The 21,904-nt window shown below is 42.8% G+C and carries 18 protein-coding genes and 1 tRNA gene; 3 read left to right on the top strand and 16 right to left on the bottom strand.

Going from position 1 to position 21,904, the window contains the following annotated elements; genetic code table 11:
* Position 1: 1 nt before the first annotated feature.
* From FTU22_RS03990 to FTU22_RS03940, 11 genes are all read right to left on the bottom strand, one after another.
* Entirely contained in the window at positions 2–277 is a 276-nt protein-coding gene (locus tag FTU22_RS03990) for a monovalent cation/H+ antiporter subunit F (RefSeq protein WP_078192553.1), read from the bottom strand.
* Entirely contained in the window at positions 274–795 is a 522-nt protein-coding gene (locus FTU22_RS03985) for a Na+/H+ antiporter subunit E (RefSeq protein WP_180084543.1), read from the bottom strand. Before FTU22_RS03985 ends, FTU22_RS03990 begins: the two co-directional genes overlap by 4 nt.
* A 1-nt stretch (position 796) precedes the next feature.
* Positions 797–2,605 (bottom strand): monovalent cation/H+ antiporter subunit D, encoded by a 1,809-nt coding sequence (locus tag FTU22_RS03980; RefSeq protein WP_180093109.1) that lies wholly within the window; start codon positions 2,603–2,605, stop codon positions 797–799.
* A complete protein-coding gene (locus tag FTU22_RS03975; RefSeq protein WP_078189407.1) occupies positions 2,605–2,970 on the bottom strand; it encodes a Na+/H+ antiporter subunit C in 366 nt (121 codons plus the stop codon). The genes FTU22_RS03980 and FTU22_RS03975 overlap by 1 nt, the downstream gene beginning before the upstream one ends.
* Before the next feature lies 1 nt (position 2,971).
* A complete protein-coding gene (locus tag FTU22_RS03970; RefSeq protein ID WP_180093209.1) occupies positions 2,972–5,812 on the bottom strand; it encodes a monovalent cation/H+ antiporter subunit A in 2,841 nt (946 codons plus the stop codon).
* Between the two features lie 342 nt (positions 5,813–6,154).
* Positions 6,155–7,558, bottom strand: coding sequence for an AAA family ATPase (locus tag FTU22_RS03965; protein WP_180093107.1), 1,404 nt, complete (start codon positions 7,556–7,558; stop codon positions 6,155–6,157).
* A gap of 46 nt (positions 7,559–7,604) precedes the next feature.
* Positions 7,605–9,107: a UvrD-helicase domain-containing protein gene (locus FTU22_RS03960; RefSeq protein WP_111884125.1), complete on the bottom strand. Its 1,503-nt coding sequence runs from the start codon at positions 9,105–9,107 to the stop codon at positions 7,605–7,607.
* Positions 9,108–9,116: 9 nt separating this feature from the next.
* Positions 9,117–9,899: a bifunctional phosphoribosyl-AMP cyclohydrolase/phosphoribosyl-ATP diphosphatase HisIE gene (hisIE, locus tag FTU22_RS03955; protein ID WP_078189402.1), complete on the bottom strand. Its 783-nt coding sequence runs from the start codon at positions 9,897–9,899 to the stop codon at positions 9,117–9,119.
* A gap of 96 nt (positions 9,900–9,995) precedes the next feature.
* The gene (locus FTU22_RS03950; RefSeq protein ID WP_180093105.1) at positions 9,996–11,297 is read right to left on the bottom strand and encodes an NAD(P)/FAD-dependent oxidoreductase; all 1,302 of its coding nucleotides are present in this window, start codon (positions 11,295–11,297) and stop codon (positions 9,996–9,998) included.
* Between the two features lie 100 nt (positions 11,298–11,397).
* Positions 11,398–12,285, bottom strand: a complete 888-nt coding sequence (locus tag FTU22_RS03945; protein WP_180093103.1) for an SDR family NAD(P)-dependent oxidoreductase — start codon at positions 12,283–12,285, stop codon at positions 11,398–11,400.
* Positions 12,286–12,685: 400 nt separating this feature from the next.
* Entirely contained in the window at positions 12,686–13,963 is a 1,278-nt protein-coding gene (locus tag FTU22_RS03940) for an O-acetylhomoserine aminocarboxypropyltransferase/cysteine synthase family protein (protein WP_180093101.1), read from the bottom strand.
* 319 nt (positions 13,964–14,282) lie between these two features.
* Here FTU22_RS03940 and ettA point away from each other — a divergent pair, with 319 nt between their 5' ends.
* Entirely contained in the window at positions 14,283–15,944 is a 1,662-nt protein-coding gene (gene ettA / locus FTU22_RS03935; protein WP_078192544.1) for an energy-dependent translational throttle protein EttA, read from the top strand.
* 63 nt (positions 15,945–16,007) lie between these two features.
* On the opposite strand, the gene FTU22_RS03930 is transcribed toward ettA, so the two are convergent.
* Complete coding sequence (locus tag FTU22_RS03930) at positions 16,008–16,418, bottom strand: SEL1-like repeat protein (protein ID WP_180024277.1); 411 nt, start codon at positions 16,416–16,418, stop codon at positions 16,008–16,010.
* Positions 16,419–16,771: 353 nt separating this feature from the next.
* On the opposite strand from FTU22_RS03930, the gene FTU22_RS03925 reads away from it, so the two are divergent.
* Complete coding sequence (locus FTU22_RS03925; RefSeq protein ID WP_180093099.1) at positions 16,772–17,743, top strand: cation diffusion facilitator family transporter; 972 nt, start codon at positions 16,772–16,774, stop codon at positions 17,741–17,743.
* Positions 17,744–17,768: 25 nt separating this feature from the next.
* Here FTU22_RS03925 and FTU22_RS03920 read toward each other — a convergent pair whose 3' ends face one another.
* The 4 genes from FTU22_RS03920 to FTU22_RS03905 all read right to left on the bottom strand — a co-directional run bounded on the left by FTU22_RS03920 (position 17,769) and on the right by FTU22_RS03905 (position 20,403).
* The gene (locus FTU22_RS03920) at positions 17,769–18,110 is read right to left on the bottom strand and encodes a hypothetical protein (protein WP_078189395.1); all 342 of its coding nucleotides are present in this window, start codon (positions 18,108–18,110) and stop codon (positions 17,769–17,771) included.
* Between the two features lie 154 nt (positions 18,111–18,264).
* Positions 18,265–18,340: transfer RNA gene (locus FTU22_RS03915), tRNA-Glu, on the bottom strand.
* Between the two features lie 91 nt (positions 18,341–18,431).
* Entirely contained in the window at positions 18,432–19,940 is a 1,509-nt protein-coding gene (gltX, locus tag FTU22_RS03910) for a glutamate--tRNA ligase (protein WP_168378189.1), read from the bottom strand.
* A 169-nt stretch (positions 19,941–20,109) separates the two neighbouring features.
* Positions 20,110–20,403 (bottom strand): hypothetical protein, encoded by a 294-nt coding sequence (locus tag FTU22_RS03905; protein ID WP_078192541.1) that lies wholly within the window; start codon positions 20,401–20,403, stop codon positions 20,110–20,112.
* Positions 20,404–20,840: 437 nt separating this feature from the next.
* Between FTU22_RS03905 and FTU22_RS03900 the strand changes: the two genes are divergently transcribed.
* Positions 20,841–21,791, top strand: a complete 951-nt coding sequence (locus FTU22_RS03900) for a sulfate ABC transporter substrate-binding protein (RefSeq protein WP_373886235.1) — start codon at positions 20,841–20,843, stop codon at positions 21,789–21,791.
* The last annotated feature ends 113 nt before the right edge of the window (positions 21,792–21,904 follow it).

Below are 21,904 nucleotides of genomic sequence, written 5' to 3'. Positions count from 1 at the left end.
CCTAGTCGATGACGTGGCCAGTAGTGAAATAACGCGCTAAAGCAGCTGTAGATACAAACCCCAGCATGGCAACCAATAAAGCCCCTTCAAACATTGATGTACTTGCCCAATAAATACCTAAAATGACGATTAAGCAGGTGGCATTTAAGAACAAAGTATCTAAAGCAAGTAATCGGTCCACAACTGAGGGTCCCATCACCAAGCGGATGAGGCACAGTAACATTGAGATCGTCACCGCAACTAAACAAATGCCAAGCGCATAAGGTAAAATTGTCATGCAGACTCTCCTGTATCAGCGCCAAAAATAAGGATGAGAGGGCGCTCATAGCGCTCTTTAATGGTTTGAATTTCTGCTTCAGGATCATCCGTGCTCAGCGCATGGACCAAAATATCACCACGGTCTTGGTCAATCCCAGCAGACACCGTACCGGGTGTCGTGGTGATGATCATCGCAAGCAGAGAATTGACTTCTTCATGCTGTGTATCGAGAGGAACACGGAACCATTTCGGATGCAATTTATGTGTCGGACCAAGGACTAGTTTTGCAACATGGATATTACTGACAATAATATCCCATAACACCACAAAGAATAATTTACATGCTGCCAGCCAGTTGATATTCGGTGTTCGATCAATAAAAGGGCGAACCAATCGCGGAATAACAATGGCTAAAACCAAGGCCATGCATAGTGTGGCTGCATCTAAACTGTGCGCTAACATCACCCAGCTCAGACCAACCATGACTGATACCAATGGATGCGGAAACCAGCGATTAAATAAAGATAGTGTCGCCATGTTAAGGTACCTCCATCGGTTTCAGCTGGGTCTCTTCAGGCAATTTTTCTTCTTGTTGCTGTCCCTGAATTTGGCGTCGCTTATATTCAGAAATATGTTCGCCATTTAGGGTTTCAGGCGCAATCAATGCAGGGATGAGGTGTGCATTTGGATCCGCTGATTCGCCACCATATTTGGTTTCAGGTAAATTTTCAGGATCATAAGGTTGAACACTGATAATTTGACCTTCTTTATCCTTTTTCAATAGCAACGATTCATATAATGGGTTGTCTTGAATTTGCTGCGCAGTCTTGTAGGTATAATCATAGATTGGTGCAGCAAAGACCATATATCCCACAAGCGCTGTTAATAGTAGATAAATGGTCTTGTCATTGCGTAGCGGAGCCTTATTCGGCAAAGCCTGATAACGTTGATATTCTTCAGTATCAATATCATCTTCTGGACGAGATGAACGCCAGAAAAGTACAAAACCAGCGCGGGTAAATGCCATGATACTGAGTAAACTCACCAACAAAACAATTAAAATAATCATGATTTGGTAAGGTGAATTGGCTGTTGCTTGTAAGATAAATACTTTACCCAAAAAGCCGCTAAATGGTGGTAGACCAGCCATCATCAACGCAATGATGAAATAGCAGACAGCAACTGTATTATGCTGTTTCATGCGGGGCGCAATTTTAAAATGATCTTTAAATTCGCCGCGTTGTGAGGTAATCCAACCCGATAGAATATAAAAAGCTGCACCAATAATGGTACTGTGAATCAGGTAATAAAGTCCTGCAGCCCATGCATCCGTATTAAAGAGTGAAATCGCAACCAATATTGTACCGATAGAAGACAAAATCATAAAACCGACAAAACGACGTAAACGATCCGTTCCGATTGCACCATAAGCACCATAGAGCGACGTCACTAAACCAATCGGTAATAGCCACTGCTGTAAGATTTCACGGCTAATCCCATCGTCAAACACAGTGCCATTAACACGGAGAATGGCATAGATGCCGACCTTGGTCATAATGGTGAACAAGGCTGCGACAGGAGTGGTTGCCACAGCATAGGTCTTCGGTAACCAGAACCCTACAGGCAGCATTGCTGCCTTGATGCCAAAGACGGTAAACAGTAACAATGCACCAGCTACAGCAATACGATGTTGATCCGCTTCAAGCAAAGGCATAAGTCGTGCAACATCTGCCATATTTAAGCTACCTACACTGCCATAAATCATCCCGAGTCCGATCAGGAAGAGGGCAGAAGCAAATAGGTTAATGGTGACGTAATGAATCCCCAATTGAAAACGTGCTTTGCCTTGGCCGTGTAAGAGCAAAACGTACGATGCCATCAACAGGATTTCAAAGAAGACAAATAGGTTAAATAAATCGCCTGTTAGGAACGCACCACACAAACCCATCAGTAAGAAATGGCACATGGCATGGAAATAACGACCACGCTCATCCCATTCTTTGCTGGCAAACCACATCACTGGCACAGCAAGACCATAAGTCAGCACCAACATGAATGCTGAGAGTCGATCTAGAACTAAGACAATACCAAACGGTGCAGCCCATTCACTCAGGTTATAAACCAAGACTTGGCCAGAGCTGGCGATCATCAAATAACTGATAGATGTGATCAGCCCAAGGATGCCAGAAACATAGCTGATTCCACGACGCCAAGGTTGTCGCCAGTCATGTGCCAACGAGCCAGAGCCGGGGTTGCCCAACAGGACTAAAATAAATGCAGTAATTGCAGGAATTAAAATACTGAAAATCGGGCTGTGGGTAGTCCAAAATTGGATGAAATCATGCATTATGGCTCATCCTCCCGCGGGTCAATTTGCGGTATTTCTTCTTTGGAGTCCACATGATCTGTTCCGGTTTCATAGCGGCTACGCAGAGCCAATTGTACGATAAACGCAGTGGTCGCAAAGCCAATCACAATGGCGGTCAGGACCAAGGCTTGCGGTAAAGGATCGGTCGCTTTGGTTGTTTCCGTTAACACAGCTGGTGCGTTGACATGAATACGCCCCATGACAAATAAAAATAAGTTCACAGCATAGCCAATCATGGCTAAACCCAGCACGACAGGAAAGGTACGTGCCCGCAAAATCAGGTATACCCCTGTTGCGGTCAGTAAGCCAATGGCTGAAGCGAGTAAAAATTCTAAACTAATCATCTTATTCGCCTCTTGGAACTGGACCAGACATACTCGAGTGACGCGAGTCGCCTAAGACGGAAATCATTAACATCGTCGCGCCCACAACAGTGATGTAGACACCTGTATCGAAGAGGGCAGCGGAGGCAAGGTGCATTTCACCTAAAATGGGTGGTGAGACATAGATATGGGCACTGGTCAGGAATGGACGGCCCCATAGCCAAGCAGCAATCCCTGTCAGACCTGCAATGGTTAAACCAATACCAATCCACACTTCATATAAGCGACCTGATTTTGCACCAATCAATTGTTCAGCACGGTCTTGACCGAGCGCGATATATTGAATCACTAAGGCTAAAGAGGTAATTAAACCTGCAATAAAGCCACCGCCAGGTAAGTTATGACCCCGTAGGAAAATATACAGACTGATCACCAAGGCCAAAGGCAAAATCCAAGATGAGGTAATACGGAACATCAGTGGCGACGGATTAAAACGATAGGTCAGACCTTGCGTAATGGTGGTGCCATGAGCACGCATACCATCCATCATGCATAGCGTACCAATTGCAGCAATTCCCAGTACGGTAATTTCACCAAAGGTATCGAAACCACGGAAGTCCACCAAGATCACGTTGACCACATTGGTACCACCACCAAGTGGGATAGACTGCTGCATGAAGAACCATGAAATGGAGTTATGATCACGGGTCATGATCAACCATGAAATCCATGCAATCCCTAGACCTGCAATAATCGCAATCAATGCATCTCGCCAACGACGTGACACGCTCGACTCATAAGGGGTGAGCTGTGGTAATAACGATAGGCTCATGAGTAAGAGCACGGTGGTCACCACGTCAACAGTAATCTGTGTCAACGCCAAATCTGGAGCGGAGAAACAGATAAATACCATGGTCACAACTAGACCGACTGCACCACTGATGAGGACGGCTTTAATCCGTTCATGGTGGAACCAAAGCATCATCCAACATGCAGAGAATAATAATAGCCACAGAACGATTGCGATGACCGGTGCATGTACCAGTTCACGACTGCCTGTGCCGATGCCTTGCAGCCAAAATGGAACGATGACGATGGCTACACTAAAGATTAAAATCCACAATACATAGCTTTGTAATTTGCCATTTTCAGTAAAGCGACGGAATTTTCTTGAGCTGAGTAAAAGATATTTTAAAAATAAGTCGAACAGCACTTTACCTTGCAAACGACCCAAAAATGGATCTAAGTCGATCCGGCGTAATTTGCCGCCCTTTGCCAATGCGAAGTAGAAAATTAAACCACCCAATAGTGCTATTACACTCATCAAAAGCGGTGCATTTAAACCATGCCAAATCGCTAAATGTGTACCTTCAAACGCAGGGTTTTGAATACTCGCACGTGCTGTGCTGTTGACTATATGCTCAACCAATAGGGCAGGGAATAATCCAACTAAAATACATAAAGCAGCCAGTAATGTTGCTGGTGCGCGCATACCAAACGGTGGTTCATGTGCTTCTTTATTGGGAATTTCTTTCCCCAGTGGACCATCAAAAAACACCCCGTGAACTAAACGTACTGAATACGCGACAGCAAAGATACCGGCAAAGGTGGCAATGATGGCTGATACGATCATCACAGGCCCAGTCAGATTGGCTAAAAGCTCAGTAAAGAACATCTCTTTAGAGAGGAAACCATTGGTTAATGGGACACCTGCCATAGAGGCCGCAGTGATCATGGTTAGCGTTGCGGTAAACGGAAGTAATTGCCATAAACCAGAGAGTTTTCGTAAATCACGTGTGCCTGATTCGTGGTCAATAATCCCCGCGATCATAAATAGGGCTGCTTTGAAGGTCGCATGATTAATGATATGGAAAATGGCAGCCGCAACTGCAAGGGGAGAACCGATCCCCAGTAAGCAAACGATCAGACCTAAATGGCTGATGGTGGAATAGGCCAAAAGCCCTTTTAAATCTTCTTTGAAAATGGCAAAGAATGCTGCCATACATAAGGTAAATAAGCCAATAAAGGTGACCAAGTTGTGATACAACGTAGCGCCTGCAAAAATCGGTAATAAGCGTGCAAGCAGGAAAATTCCGGCTTTCACCATCGTGGCAGAATGTAAATAGGCCGAGACGGGGGTCGGTGCCGCCATAGCATTTGGCAACCAAAAATGGAAAGGGAACTGCGCACTTTTAGTAAATGCTCCCATTAATATTAATAGCAGTGTGGGTACAAAAAGCGAGTGCTGCTGAATTTGGCTACTCATCGTTAGGATTTGATCAATCTGATAGGTGCCCGTGATTTGCGCCAACAGAACAAAACCACCCAGCATACATAAACCACCCATACCTGTAATGGTCAAAGCCATTCGAGAGCCACGCTGAGCTGCGTCGTAATTACTCCAATAACCAACCAAAAGGAAAGATGAAATGCTGGTAAGTTCCCAGAAAATAAGCAATAAAATTAAATTATTAGACAATGAAATGCCGAGCATGGCAGCCATGAACAGCATCAATAAAACATACAGTTTACTGAGCGAATTCTTTGGACTTAAATAATAGTAGGCATAGATATAAATTAAGGTGCCGATCCCGGTAATGAGCAGGGAAAACAACAAGCCCAGTGCATCGAGGCGGAAACTGAAATCAATGCCAACTTGAATGAGCCATGGCCATGTTTGAATGATGGTTTTGCCATTAAATACATCTTGAGCCTGACTCAATAATAAAACTAAACTGCTGAGGCTGACGCCAATCGCCCCTAAAGCTGTTACCCCGCGAGAGAATTGCTTCAACCACGAGACAAGTGTTGTGCCTAGTATTAACGGTAACAATATAATAATCGGTAGCACACTCGTATCCATTGTCATGATTAGGCGGTGAAACCTAGGTGTATTTCATCTTTCAAGGATTACAGGACAGCAAAGAGCAGTCCAAAAATTCAATCTTGAAAGCCATGTGTGTCAAAAAAATTAAAAACAAGCTGTGTTGCGCAACTCGTGAAGCGATAGCAATTTCCGATGTTACTATGAAAATTGCAAATAAAACCGATCATATTACATGCGTAAAACAACATCAATCTTTTTTATGAACCACTTACACATTATACGCCTGACGAAACTGTCTAGACATCTATTGCGGCCTTATTGCTGAATATTTAAACATCGAGGCTATGGATTACACTCAGTCAATCAACCTCAGTATTTTTAATTCAGCGGTTGGATCGTAATGTCCTGATCACCCCGCTGTGATAAAGCCCTTACCAATTCTTGTTGCTGTTGCTCGGTCAGTTGTGTCTGGATTAACTGCAACATGTGCTGGGTGATATCCGGATTATTCAGCGGCTCATTTAATTCAATCTCTTCAGTTTTAGGTGGAAGCGATGGTTTAGATCCGAGTTGCAACTGCTGATAAATTTGATCATAGGTTTCTTGTAGTTTTTCAGGCTGAATCTCACTGAGCTTTTTATTCTGTAATTGTAAGCACTGAAAGCGAGAAGCCTGTTCCATCAGTTCAGGACGGTTGCCGCTGGCAATGATTTGGAGTCGTGGAAACGCTTGATTTAAACGGGTCAAAATCACTTGAGTCATGTTTTGATCGAGTTGGTGGTCTATGGCGTCGATCAATAAAATCCCGTCACCTTCTTGGCAAGGATATAAGCTATGAGGATTGAGTAGACACAGGCGACGTACAATATCACCAATTAAGGCCACAAGGTTGCGCACACTATTTGACAGCTGTTGAAATAACATGTCTTTGCCTTGATAGCAGACCATTAACTGTAATTTGGGGTGATATTGCAGATAAATATTGCTCACATCGGGCAACACGGTCTCTAAAGCTTGTTTTAATGATCTGAGTGACGGCGCGTGTAGATCGGCCTGAGCTTGTGCTAGTTTATGCCCAAAAAGAGGCGTGTCTGATGCGTTGGGTATATCGGCTTGAGTTTTAGGATGTAATAAATTTTGAATTAATTCGGCACTTTGCGCATTTTCAATGTCGGATATTTCTCGAAACCACTCAAAAAAACGAATAAACGTGGTAAAGGGAATGGCCGATATTTCATAAGCATGCGAAGGCTGAAAAATAGCAGGATTATTTTTATTGAGAATATTCACATCGTTGACGAAACGTTCAGCAGGGTAATAGGCAATGAGTGGCAACCCTTGTAACAGATCGGCTTTGAGGGCTTTTTGATACAGCGCAACCATCGATTCTAATTGCTGTGTTTCGGCCTTACTGAGGCCGACGCCTTGACTGTTTAAGGTTTTGTACAATTGCCATGAACAACATTGTGGGTCTTGGTCTTGTTGATCACTTGAAAGCTGAAATGAGCCAATCTCTTCGGGAAAACTGACTTGAATATCAAGTTTCGATTGCAAGCGATTTAACATGATGTCTTGATCGAGCATTACCACGCCTGCGGTACGTAAATCTTTATAGCGTGCAGCAAACCAAGTGAGGGCCTGATAACTAAAGCGTAGTAGGGAGGTTTTTCCAGAACTTTGATCACCCAAAATTAAGGTGATCGGCAGATCGTGGTAATTAAAATTGAGGGTGATATCAGTAAAATGAAGGGTGTGCTTGAGTTGGATCGATTGTAATTTCATGGTGCACCTTTTACTGATTTATTGTTTATTCACCTTTTTCATCATACTAGCTGACCGCTTGTGCCAAAGATTTGGGCATTTGACGTTTTAAGTGCTGCATCAAGTCATAAATATGATGGATATTTAAACTTACTTTAGCACGTGTGCAAGCCACGTAAAGTAACCGTAACTCTTCGTCACTAATTTTATAATCTTTATCGTTGAGCTTAAATTGGTAGTCATCTTCAATATGTACCCGATCCCATTCTAAACCTTTGGCTTTATGGGCGGTCGAGATGATGTAGTCGGCTTGATCAATCGGGGTGATTTTCGCCAGCGCCTTTTTCAGTGGGTCAGTACCGTGGTCATCGACCAACTTCACTAGCGGTTTAATATCGCTGCCGTCATTGGTTTCACAATATTCATGCACATCATGCCATGAGTTAAACCACGCAAGCTCTGGGACATCGACTACGCGCTTGCCTTGCTTGAGCATGGCTGCAGCATCTACAAAACGATTGAGTCGCGCATGATCTGCTTGCAGGCTAACTTTTTCGCCCTTAACCAAACCCGCCAATAACAGTTCCATCGCACGTGCATTGGTACGACATAAAATGGCATCGCGCATCTTGGTATGTGGTTTATTGACCACTTTAGAGTTGAGCTGCGGATTACCCAATAAAGGCACGGTTTCGTTCAATGCGCCCAGTAGAGCATTGGCGTTCAAGGCAATTTCTTCACCAAAACGGAAAGACGTGGTTAAACGGGATTCGGGTAAAGGGAGTTGCTGCATGGCATTGACTGCGCCACGCCATGCATAAATTTGTTGATGCGCATCGCCAACATAGATGACTTGGGTATTCCGCTGTTTCAGTAAAATCCCTAGCATTAGTGGGTCAGCATCCTGAGCTTCATCAAACAACACGTAGTCGGCAGGAATATTCGGTTCAGACAGAGCCCAGAGTTTTAAATAAATATCGTGTCCAATCCCTGCTGCATGGTTCGGATCAATCGACTCTAACCAACGACGTTCAATGGCAGGATACAAATGCTTTTGTAAGCTTTCGATATCGTCCGGATGCAGCCAACTCGGTGCTTGTAGATGTCGTGGGGCAGGGTATTGCGAACTGGTCGAACAGAAATAACTGACAGCATTTGCCACCAGACTTGCCAAACGCGAAGGCATGAGTACATATTTTTCATAACGACCGCCCATCATACGACGTAAGGTGATCGGTTCTAGTCGATATTCTTTAGCAATAAAGCTCGGACTTAAACGTGGTAGACGCAGTTTGTCAGTCACTCCACGTGGAACACTACGATAAGCCAATGAGTGGAAGGTTCGACAGTCGACATTTTGATGAAAACGATTCTGTGCTTCGGTGGCAATGGCTTTGTTAAAGGCCAAGTACATGCCACGCCGCTGAGGCATGGCATCACTGATCATTTGGAGTGTGGTTGTTTTACCTGTGCCAGCATAGGCAATCACTTTAAATGATTTACCAAGACGTGCGTTATCTATGGCGGTGGCCTGCTCATAGGTCGCGGTCGGTTTTTTAAGATCTGGCACGGTTGCGTCTTAGTGCTGACGGTTGGCTTTTTCAACCAAACCGGAAAGGCCTTGACGACGAGCGAGTTCGTTAAGTACCAATTGAGGATCAATATCGAAATAACCCAACATCACAATGGTATGGAACCAAAGGTCTGCTACTTCGTAAATCAAATCGTTTTTGTTGTCTTCATTGGCTTCGATTTTGAAATCTTTAGCGGCAATGATGGTTTCAACACTTTCTTCACCGATTTTTTCTAAAATTTTGTTGAGGCCTTTATGGTAAAGCTTTGCCACATAAGAGGACTCAGGATCAGCTTGTTTGCGTTCAGCCATCATTTTACCTAAGTAGTCGAGTACTTCGACTTGCTCAGATTGCGCATTGGATGCATTCATCGCAAGAGTATGTGGATTTGCTGATTTTGCACCATAAATTGCAGCAGGATCTTTCAATTGCGCATCGACAATTTCCCAGCCATTGGCAGTAAGCTTGCGGTAGAAGCATGACTCACGGCCGGTATGGCAGGCAATGCCGCCATGCTGTTCAATTTGTAGCACAATCACGTCAGCATCACAGTCCAAACGGATTTCATGTACGGTTTGGAAATGGCCAGATTCTTCACCTTTGTGCCATAGCTTATTGCGTGAACGTGAAAAGTACACCGCCTGATTTTTTTCTGCAGTTTGCGCCAACGCTTCACGGTTCATCCATGCCACCATCAATACGCGCCCGCTTTGATGATGCTGTGCAATAGCAGGCACTAAGCCTTGTTCGTTAAATTTTACTTCATCGAGCCATTGCAGGTTGTTCATGAGGATTTCACCAATTCAAAAATCAAAAAATAAATGCCGCAGCATTTGAGCAGCACTATAGTGTAAGCCATCAAGAGAATGATGGGGAGTTAATTCTTAATCAAATTTTAAATTGCGCAGTTCAGCCGCAGAATCATCTGCAGGCTTTCGGGCAATGTCAGCATAATTCATTTGCCCAAATGCACCCGTTTTTAAGCCGGAAATCGTAATCGCCATTTCTTTGCGGAAAAACGGCAGCTGATACATAGCACGAAATGAAAAATCACGGAGCGGCGCTGTCCAGCGATGATGTGATTGATAAAAAGGAGTCAGCAAGCGACTAAAAAATTGGTAAAATCGCACGGAGTACAAACGTAGCTGATGATACTTCTGCCAGAGGTTTTGCAGTGAGGAGTCCTGTTGATATTGAAGCAGAGCTTGACTGATGGCCCATGCATCGAGCAAAGCCATGTTGGCGCCTTGTCCAAGCTGTGGACTCATGGCATGAGCAGCATCGCCTAATATACCGATACGACCTTCACCAAGTTTGCTCAGCACCACATCACGATAATTGGCAGATAGCCATTGCTGCGGATCATCTGGATGTGGAATCACATGCGCTAACCATTCTGCAACACTCGGCCAGCGTTTTGAAACTTCAAGCAACCAGTGCTGCTGTGCGTTCTTGGTTTTTAAGAATCCCTCTAAATCTTCTGTAGGCAGACTCCAGAAAATGCTCGAAAGGCGCTGTTCAGGCTGCGTTGGAATTGCTCCCGTTGGCATCACACCCATCATGATATTGGAACGGTCATAGAACTGATGCAAGATCTGCGGATTGAGTACTTCGCATTCAGGCACGATGATCCACTTCGCCCCCCAAGGATAGGCTTGGTTGAGCTTTTCCCATGCATTAGGGCGTAAATGGCTGCGTGCACCATTGGCGATCAGCACGAGATCAAACTGACGTTGAAAGGATTGATCTGCGGACTGCCCAATTACGTTTATACCCTCACTGGATTCTTGAAGTTCATGCACTTCATGCGCCATGCACCACTCAACGTGTTGAGGATATTCACGGACTTTGGATGCGAGGACATGACAGAGCGTGGCACGGTGAATGCCGAGTCCATATGAACGTTCATCGGCTTGTCGATAATAACTGTTAATCAGCAAGTCGCCGCCAGCCAGTTGACCTTCCAGACCTGTTACCACAGCACCTAGGCTTAAGGCATGTTCCAAAATGCCTAAATGTTCGAAAACCGCCAGCCCGGCGGGTTGTAATAATAATCCTGCGCCCACAGGTTCAAGTTGTGAGACTTTTTCATATAAGCAGATTTGATGGCCTTGAGCAGCAAGCATTGCTGCAGCAGCTAATCCTGCTGTACCTGCACCGATGATGGCAATGTTTTGAGTTTTCATTGTTATAAAAGTTGATTTTATCTCAGCCCAATGTAGCAGATGCTGCATAAAACCCAATAAAAAAGCCCTTATAAGGGCTTTTTAAAGGGGGAGTCAGGTCTTACCAGTGTTCACCAGGGAATAGGCGAGCATATGCTTTTTGTACCCAATTGAGTTTTTCTTGCTTACCAATAGACGCTGAAGAGCTTGGGAACAGGTTATAACCAATCGACATGAGTTTATTGTTAATGTCAGGAGCAATGGAGTAAGTGATCGAAGCCAAACGGCCCAAATTGGTCGCCACTTTCTTCGGACGTTTCACGATGGCATAGGCAATCAGGTCGGTTGCTTGTTCTGGAGAAAGGGTTGGTACGTATTTATAAATTTTGGTTGGGGCGATCATTGGTGTGCGCACCAATGGCATGTAGACCGACGTGATGGCAATATTATGCGAGTGAACTTCAGCACTTAGGCAACGACTGAAAGCATCTAATGCGGCTTTAGACGCAACATATGCAGAGAAGCGCGTTGCATTGGCCAATACACCAATCGAGCTGATATTAATGATATGACCTTCACGACGAATCATCATTTTTGGCAACAGGTTCATGACCAAACGTACCGCGCCAAAATAGTTCAGCTGCATGGTGCGTTCAAAATCATGGAAACGATCAGTTGATTCATGCACGGCACGGCGAATAGAACGGCCAGCGTTATTAATTAAGATGTCAATATGATCGACGGAAGCGAGGATTCGTTGTGCCACAGCATCAATGGATTCCATATCATTGAGGTCACATGGGAAAACATCAGCTTTACCGCCAGTGGCTTCAATTTCAGCTTTTACGGCATCAAGCGTTTCTTTGGTACGTGCAACCAGTAGAACATGTGCGCCTGCATTGGCAAGGCGATGCGCTGTGGTTAAACCGATACCACTTGATGCACCGGTGATTAAAATGGTCTTGCCGTTGACACGGTCAACGAAACGTTTCTCAAGTCTTGAATTCACGATGAGGTTCCCTGTTAAATCAGTTTTATTGTATTCATTTATCGGCCCGACAATGCTATGTGCAGGGCTGTTTTAAGTCAGCGGTATGATAGCGTTTTATTAAAAAAAAGCCATATATAAGTAATTGATAATAAAATAATATTTAGAGTTTTTACTCTAAATTAAAATCCCTATTTACTCATTTTTTAACACATAAATATGTGAAAGAGAAGTGCTTTTATCCACATCGTTGCAACGTAAAAAAGTCGATTTTCAAGATAAATAAAATTGTAAATAAATATAGAAGCAGGGCCATAGATGCCCAAAATTGGAAGGCGGATTATGTGGGGGTGGTTATTTAAATGAAATGGAAATAAAAACAGGCCTTAAAAATAAGACCTGTGGATTGTGCACTTGTGGTTTAAACAGCAGCTAAGGCTTGATCTAAGTCGGCAATCAAGTCATCTGCATGTTCGATCCCAATCGATAAACGAACCATATCAATGCTGACACCGGCTGCTTTGAGTTCATCTTCATTGAGCTGACGATGTGTCGTGGTCGCAGGATGGCAAGCTAAACTTTTGGCATCACCAATATTCACAAGGCGAGTAAATAACTGCAACGCATCGATGAAACGTGTGCCGCCTGCAAGGCCATCTTGAACCCCAAAGGAAAGAATCGCAGATGGTTTGCCTTTGACATATTTTTGCGCCAAAGCATGCTGAGGATGGTCTTTTAGGCCAGCGTAGTTGACCCATTTTACTTTTGGATGCGCTTGTAAATATTCCGCCACTTTTTGCGCATTTTCAGTATGACGCTCCATGCGCAGGCTTAAGGTTTCCAAACCTTGTAAGATCAAAAACACATTGTGCGGGCTGATCGCAGCGCCTGTATTACGCAGCGGGACCACGCGCGCACGGGCAATGTAGGCTGCGTCACCTAAGGCTTCGACATAATTGACCCCGTGGTAGCTTGGATCAGGGGTGTTGAGTGATTTAAAGCGTTCAGGGTATTTGCCCCAAGGAAATTTGCCGCTATCGACGATGATGCCACCGATCGAATTACCATGACCGCCAATATATTTTGTGAGTGAGTGCACCACGATGTCGGCACCAAATTCAAATGATTTTTGCAGAACAGGTGTGGCAACAGTATTGTCTACGACTACAGGTATGCCAAATTCATGCGCAATTTTCGAAATTGCTTCGAGGTCAATAATATTGCCCAATGGGTTACCAATAGATTCGACAAAGACCAACTTGGTTTTGTCATCGATGAGGCTACGCAGCGCTTCAGGGTTTTGATAATCAAAGAAGCGAACTTCAATGCCTTGTTTCGGCAGGGTGTGGGCAAACAGGTTATATGTGCCGCCGTACAGGGTCGAAACAGAAGCGATATTGTCGCCCGCTTCAGCAATGGTTTGAATCGCATATGTAATGGCAGCCATACCTGATGCCAACGCCAGTGCGCCTATACCGCCTTCGAGCGCTGCAACACGCTGTTCAAGTACCGCCGTGGTTGGATTCATAATGCGGGTATAAATATTACCCTGAACTTTTAAGTCAAATAAATCAGCACCATGCTGCGTGTTATCAAACGAATATGAGGTGGTTTGATAGATCGGAACTGCAACAGCTTTGGTGGTTGCTTCCGGGGTATACCCCGCGTGAATTGCTAAAGTTTCGTCTTTATATGTCATGATTACATCATCTAAGTGAGCTAATTTTTTAAATAGTCTATCATTTATATATATGAATAAAAGTGCTTTATTTATAAAATGAATATCATAATTATTCATATTGTTGAAAAATTTTCAGCTAAAGATGAGCGAAATCATGCTTAAAAACGCATGTTTAAATTTTGTTCGCCATTAAACTTGTAACAATGCATTGAAGGCGTGTGCGAAACCTTATTTTTTCACGACTTTATGCGTATAATAGCCGATTATTTTTTCGCTCAATTGAGCAGGGGCAACTTTGTGTTGTTCCGTATATGTTTTGACTATTGAGGAGTCCTAAGTGGCCCAATATATTTACACGATGAACCGTGTGTCGAAGATGGTTCCGCCTAAGCGCGAAATCCTGAAAGACATCTCTTTATCATTTTTCCCAGGCGCAAAAATTGGTGTGCTTGGTCTAAACGGTGCAGGTAAATCTACCTTGCTTCGTATTATGGCGGGCGTAGATAAAGATTTCTCAGGTGAAGCACGTGCTCAACCGGGTATCAAAATTGGTTACCTTGAACAAGAGCCGCCATTGGATGAAAGCAAAGACGTTCGTGGTAACGTTGAAGACGGTTTACGTGAGCCGTTAGATGCTTTGGCGCGTCTTGATGAAGTGTTTGCAGAATATGCAGCAGAAGATGCTGACTTTGATGCACTTGCAAAAGAACAAGAGAAGTTAGAAGCCATTATCCATTCATGGGATGCACATAATATTGTGAACCAAATGGATCAGGCTGCTGCAGCGTTGAACCTTCCAGCTTGGGATGCAGATGTATCTAAGTTGTCTGGTGGTGAGCGCCGTCGTGTTGCACTTTGCCGTTTGTTATTGTCTAAACCAGACATGTTACTTCTAGATGAACCAACGAACCATTTGGATGCTTCATCAGTATCATGGTTGGAACGTTTCTTGAAAGACTTCCCAGGTACGATCGTTGCGATTACCCATGACCGTTACTTCTTGGATAATGTGGCAGAGTGGATTCTTGAGCTTGACCGCGGCATGGGTATTCCATACCAAGGCAACTACTCTTCTTGGTTAGAGCAGAAAAATGCCCGTTTAGAGCAAGAACAAAAGCAAGAAGAATCTTTTGCTAAAGCATTGAAAAAAGAACTTGAATGGGTTCGTTCAAATGCTAAAGGTCAGCAAAAGAAAAACAAAGCGCGTATGGAGCGTTTTGAAGAGCTTAACTCACGCGAATTCCAACAGCGTAACGAAACATCTGAAATCTATATTCCACCTGGTCCACGTCTAGGTAATAAAGTTGTAGAAGTTGAAGGTATTAGTAAATCCTTTGGTGACCGTACACTTTATAAAGATTTATCGTTCGTTGTACCACCTGCTGCAATTGTAGGTATCGTGGGCGAAAACGGTGCGGGTAAAACCACATTATTCCGTATGATGACAGGCGAACAACAACCAGATACAGGTACAATTACACTGGGTGAGTCTGTTAAAGTGGCTTATGTTGGTCAGATTCGTGACACCTTAGATGACAACAAAACTGTTTGGGAAGAAGTTTCTGGCGGTTTAGATATCTTGAAAATTGGTGAATACGAAATCGCATCTCGTGCGTATATCGGTCGCTTTAACTTCAAAGGTCAAGATCAGCAAAAACGTGTAGGTCAATTGTCAGGTGGTGAACGTAACCGTTTACAACTTGCGAAAATCCTGCAAATGGGCGCAAACGTCATCTTACTCGATGAACCGTCAAACGACTTGGATATCGAAACTTTACGTGCGCTTGAAGATGCCATTTTAGTATTCCCGGGTACAGTCATGGTGATCTCGCATGACCGTTGGTTCCTCGACCGTATTGCAACGCACATCTTGTCATTTGAAGGTGAAACCCCTGAATTCTTCACGGGTAACTACCATGAATTTGAAGAATACCGTCGTAAACGTGATGGTGATGACCTTGTTGCAAAGCGTCAAAAATACCGCAAAATTGGTAACTAAGTTCCAGTTTTAAAATAAAAAACCAGCCTGCGGGCTGGTTTTTTATTGCGTGAGAAGCAATGACTATACAACAATGTCTTCATAGGCATGATGTAAGACGTAGTCTGCTTGTTCATGGCCTTGTGCAGCCGCTTTACTGAGCCAAAGCTCTGCAAGTTCATAATTGCGGTCTAAGCCGAGTTCTCCACGTAAATAACCGAGACCTAAGCGATATTGGGCATCTTTATGACCTTTTAATGCGGCACTTAAGAAATTCCACATGGCATTGCGATAGTCAGTAGGGGATTGGTCTGCTGAATCCATAGTATGGTGACTGAGAAAGTCTTGATGGTGTTGAGCCGCAAGAATTTCAAAATAAGTCCCTTGGGCGTAATCACCCTCGGCTTCTGGAATCGAAAGGTGCATTCCTTGCAACTTTGGATTCATCTGTTGTGACAACAGTGCATAGATTTTTTTCAGAGCTTGTATCATCATTGTTAAACTCCTTGTTGCTAAATATAACCACTTGATTAATAAAAATATTAATTGCAGTCATTCGTGCGCTGCGATGAATGATTTAATTGTTTTAAACAGATCACACTTAAGATGAAAATTAGCATGCTTGTCATGATATGTGAATAGGTGTTGAAAAATATTTATAAGTAATTTCAGTCATCTAGATCGCGAAAAATTAATTTGAATAAATTGAAAGAGGATGCTGAAAAAGCAGTTTTTAAGCTTGAAGGTAAAACGTAGTACTGAAGGTTGAATAATGTAATTTTATTACGTTTACTGCACCTGTTAAGCTCAAGGCTGAAGAATATATAATTTATAAAGGTCAGAAAATAATGAGTGAGCATCATGGGCATGACCACAGCCATGCCGTTGTGACGGAAGGGAATGTCAAAAAATTAAGTTTTGCCTTAGCACTGACCACGACGTTTTTGATTATTGAAGTCATTGCAGGATTTATGACGCAAAGTTTGGCGCTATTGTCAGATGCGGCACATATGTTTACCGATGCCGCAGCCCTTGCCATAGCATTGGTCGCGATCAAAATTGGCAAGCTTCCTGCTGACAACAAACGCACCTTTGGCTATCAGCGTTTTGAAATTTTGGCAGCCTTGTTTAATGCCTTGATGCTATTTGTGGTGGCGATTTATATTTTGTATGAGGCCTATCAGCGCTTTTCAACGCCGCCGGAAATTCAAAGTATGGGCATGATGATGGTCGCCGTTATTGGTTTGATCATTAACTTAATCTCGATGCGTATTTTATTTTCCAGTTCACAAGAAAGCTTGAATGTGAAGGGGGCGTATCTAGAAGTGTTGAGTGATGCTCTAGGTTCGGTTGGTGTAATTATTGGTGCAGCGATTATTTATTTTACGGGCTGGATGTGGGTCGATACACTAATTGCGGTGCTCATTGGCTTTTGGGTTTTACCAAGAACTTGGATTTTATTAAAACAAAGCATCAATATTTTATTGGAAGGTGTACCAGAAGAAATTGACATAGAAAAGTTACGCAATGATTTATTGGCACTCAATGGGGTAGAGAGTATTCACCAGTTAAAGGTCTGGGCAATAACATCAAAGAATGTGCATTTGACAGTTCATCTCTTTGCACCTGAAGCCGATCGTAATGCCTTGTATTTTGAGGCGATTGAAATGTTGCAACATGAACATGGAATCACGGAGATGACATTACAAATCGAAGAAGATGAATGTGTGGTACACCAACATACCCAAAAGTCTGCTCATGCACATGAGCACCTTCAAGATGATCACGCGCATTCTCATGATGAATCACATCAGCACTAATGCTGATGTAATTTAAATGGCCGGCTTAGATTTCCCACTCATGATTACATTCGCGGCATTTCCATTTTTTCTGTGATTGCATAAAACCTTGCATTGAAATTTTGAAATCTGGCAGGTCGCGATAGAACATGAAGCCAGCAATCAAGCAAGCAATAAATACAACAACAGTTGCAGTTTGTAATGTAGTGCCTGCACCGTCACCAAAAATCCACATTGCGATGCTGATAATCACCAACAGTAAAAGAATAAATACCGCAGGGATGAGGATAATCAGGCTTTTAGGCACGACAGGACGAGCAACAGGCTGGCCTGCTTGCGCAAGAGGCATAATTTTAGGGCTTTGACATTTAGGGCAACGGTATTGCATTGCAACTCCATAATTTTAATCTATGGTTTATTTTAATCAGAATGACGCAGAAAGCAAAAATACCGTAAATTTAAATCAGATAAAATTTAGGCAATAAAAAACCCAAGTCATAATGCTTGGGTTTTTTATAAGATGATTTGCATCACCTTGAATATGGCGTCCCTACGGGGATTCGAACCCCGGTTACCGCCGTGAAAGGGCGATGTCCTAGGCCTCTAGACGATAGGGACAATTTGAGGCAACGTAGAGTTGGTTGACACCATCTCTCGGTATGGGCGCTATATTAGGGGGATAACGCCCATCCGTCAACTAAAAAATCAATTAAGCTTCATCAACTGCATCATTTTTCGGCAGTTTTAAGCTTTCATTGAGTTTTTCCCATGCTTTTGTTTCTTTTTTACTCGGGCCGCCCACAATTTCAAGTGCATGACGTAAGCGAGCAAAGGTTAAATCAGGACCAATGGTTACCATCGATTGCATAACCGGTGTCGAAGATGTCGAACCAGCAATAGCAATAAAGAAGGTTGGCATGAAGTCACGAAGTTTAATGTCCATTTGGTTCGCCAAATCCATAAGCGTTTGGCTGACGGTGTCATTGTTCCAAGTGAACATGCTTTCTAGACGCCAAATGGCAAATTGAAGGCTTTGACGCACTTGTTCTTCAGTCAATTTTTTGCTTTCAAACTGTTCTTTGCTGAGTGTTGGGAATTGGTTGAAATAAAAACCTGCCCAATTCACTGCTTCAGATAATAAATTAATACGCGGTTGAATCGCAGCAGCAATTTCTTCCAAGGTATTACGATCTGATTTCCAAGCCAGTAGGGTATCGAGCAATTGACCGGGTGTTAAACCTTTAATCCATTGACCATTTAACCAGTTTAGCTTTTCAACATCAAAGATTGGACCGCCTAGTGATACACGTTGAATGTCAAAGTGTTCAATCATTTCAGCCAAAGTGAATTTTTCACTTTCATCCGGCATTGACCAGCCCATACGGCCTAAGTAGTTCAATAATGCTTCAGGTAAAACGCCGATGTCTTTGTAGTAGTTAATTGAGGTTGGGTTTTTACGTTTAGACAGTTTTGATTTATCTGGGTTACGTAACAGCGGCATGTGGCAAAGTACAGGCATGTCCCAACCAAAATATTTGTACAACAATTGGTGTTTAGGCGCAGATGGAATCCATTCTTCACCACGAATCACGTGAGTGATTTCCATTAAATGGTCATCAACCACGTTTGCTAAGTGATACGTCGGTAAACCATCGGTTTTTAATAGAATTTGCATGTCGACTTGTGCCCAAGGAATTTCGACTTCACCGCGCAGTAAGTCATTAAATTTACAAATCCCTTCTTCAGGCACTTTCATTCGAATAACATGCGGTTCACCAGCAGCCAAACGCTGTGCAACTTCTTCTGCAGTGTGTTTTAAACCACGACCGTCATAACGCGGTGATTCACCACGCGCTTGTTGTTCCGCACGCATTTGATCGAGTTCTTCTGCTGTTGCGAAGCAGTAGAATGCATGGCCTTTTTCAACCAGTTCCAAAGCATATTGTTTATAAATGTCCATACGTTCAGATTGACGGTATGGCGCATGAGGGCCACCCACATCTGGACCTTCTGACCAGTTCAAACCTAACCAACGCAATGAATCTAAAATCATTTTCTCAGATTCTGGGGTAGAGCGTAGTTGGTCTGTATCTTCAATACGAAGAATAAATTCACCGCCATGTTGCTTCGCAAAACATAAGTTAAACAATGCAATATAAGCAGTCCCAACGTGCGGGAAACCAGTAGGAGAAGGTGCGATACGAGTACGAACAGTCATAATCAGCTTTTAATCAGAATGTAAATTGGGATCTATTATAACGAAAAAGCCTGATCACTTAATGCTTAATTCAACATTGAATGATCAGGCGTTTTTTAGTATTTTTTAGACGACAGTAGGGGAACTCGTCTAAAACAATAGCTTGGACAGCATCAGTATGCTGATGTCGTTATGAGTTGCTACCAGAAAAAATAGCTTGAACAAAACGAGAAAAACTTTGGTTTTGTGATGCAAAGAAACTTTGAGTCGGTGCAGCTTTAATAGACGTAAGTACTTTTAAATTATCGTCTGTACGGCCTTTACCTTCAGATTTTTGCTGATTAATCGCTTTTTCGATCAAGGAGGTACGTTCAGCAGGCATCGTAAGTTTGTTATTCGATGCGGTGCTGGTTGCAGCACAAAATCCAGTCTGTGCAGTCACGCTTAAACTTAAGCCTAGGCATAGCGCGTATGAAAATTTCATGTCCAAATCTCCCCCTAGTTTTGGTGATGGAACTTTTTATTTGCAAAATAGTTTTAATATTTAGACTACGATTTAACCATCTTTCGTAATTAAAAAGTAGAACTACGTCACAATTTTTACAAAAAAACTAAAAAAGTCTGTACTGGGATTACCTAAATAGACTGTTTTCTCCAGATTTTCGGATGTTTTAGCAAACAACTATGAAGATAGCATGGAGATCGCTTCTGATTGTTGCTGCATTAGCAGAATTAAAGCTTTAAATACGTTATTTTTAGATATCTTTAAAACAGAAATAGATTTGAATTTATATTATAGATAGCTGATTGTTAAAGTTATTTTTGATTTATATAGTGCTCTCAAGATCAATTTGAGTTTGAGCAGATGAAAAAAATAATAGCATCGGGCATTTTCGCATTGTTGGGTGGGTGGCGGTACAGGTGTATGCCGCAAAAGATTTCTTAAATGTCTCATATGATCCAAAACGTGAGTTTTATCAGGAATATAACCAAGAATTTGGACAATATTGGAAAAAGCGTACAGGACAAGAGATTAATTTTAAACAATCTCACGGTGGCTCTGGCAAACAAGCTCGTGCAGTAGCAACGGGTTTACAAGCAGACGTTGTCACTTTGGCATTGGCAAATGATATTGATGAAATTGTGGCGACCGGACAAATCAATAAGAACTGGCAAAAGCAATTTCCACATAATTCTGCTCCGTATACCTCAACCATCGTATTTTTGGTGCGTAAGGGCAACCCGAAAAAAATTAAAGATTGGAATGACCTAACCAAACCGGGCGTTGAAATTATTACGCCAAATCCAAAAACAGGTGGGGCACCGCGTTGGATCTATTTATCAGCTTGGGGATATGCTTTAAAACAACCGGGTGGAAATGAGGCCAAAGCCAAAGAATTGGTGAAAAAACTCTATAGCAATGTCAAAGTATTGGATTCTGGTGCACGTGGTTCGCTCACGACCTTTGCTGAGCGTGGCATTGGAGATGTCTTACTATCTTGGGAAAATGAGGCACTATTAGCGACTCAGGGCCTAGGCAAAGATAAATATGACATTGTTTATCCTTCTATTTCGATTTTAGCTGAACCTTCGGTGGCTGTAGTAGATAAAACCGTCGACAAAAATGGTAATCGAAATTTAGCGAAGGGTTATTTGAACTATCTATATTCACCTAAGGGCCAAGAGCTAGCAGGCAAATATTTCTTCCGCCCTCGCGATGCAAAAGCCACTGCAAAGTACGCTGCTCAATTCCCGAAAGTTCAAACCTTTACCATTGATAAAGTGTTTGGAGGTTGGGCAAAAGCGCAAAAAACACATTTTGTGAATGGTGCGATTTTCGATCAAATCTATAGTGAAAAGAATAAAGAGTAAGTCTGCAAATAAAGTTGATTGGTGTAAAAACGGATAATTGGGATTATTCGTTTTTTGCATATGTAATGCATAAAAATCTATATATAGGGAATAAGTAGATTGTTTTTGTGTAT

Origin of the sequence: Acinetobacter sp. YH12076 (assembly GCF_013419525.1) — a bacterium.
In the GTDB taxonomy this organism is placed as follows: domain Bacteria; phylum Pseudomonadota; class Gammaproteobacteria; order Pseudomonadales; family Moraxellaceae; genus Acinetobacter; species Acinetobacter amyesii.
Note: the sequence above shows the minus strand (reverse complement) of the source record. Positions and strands in the feature narration are given on the sequence as shown.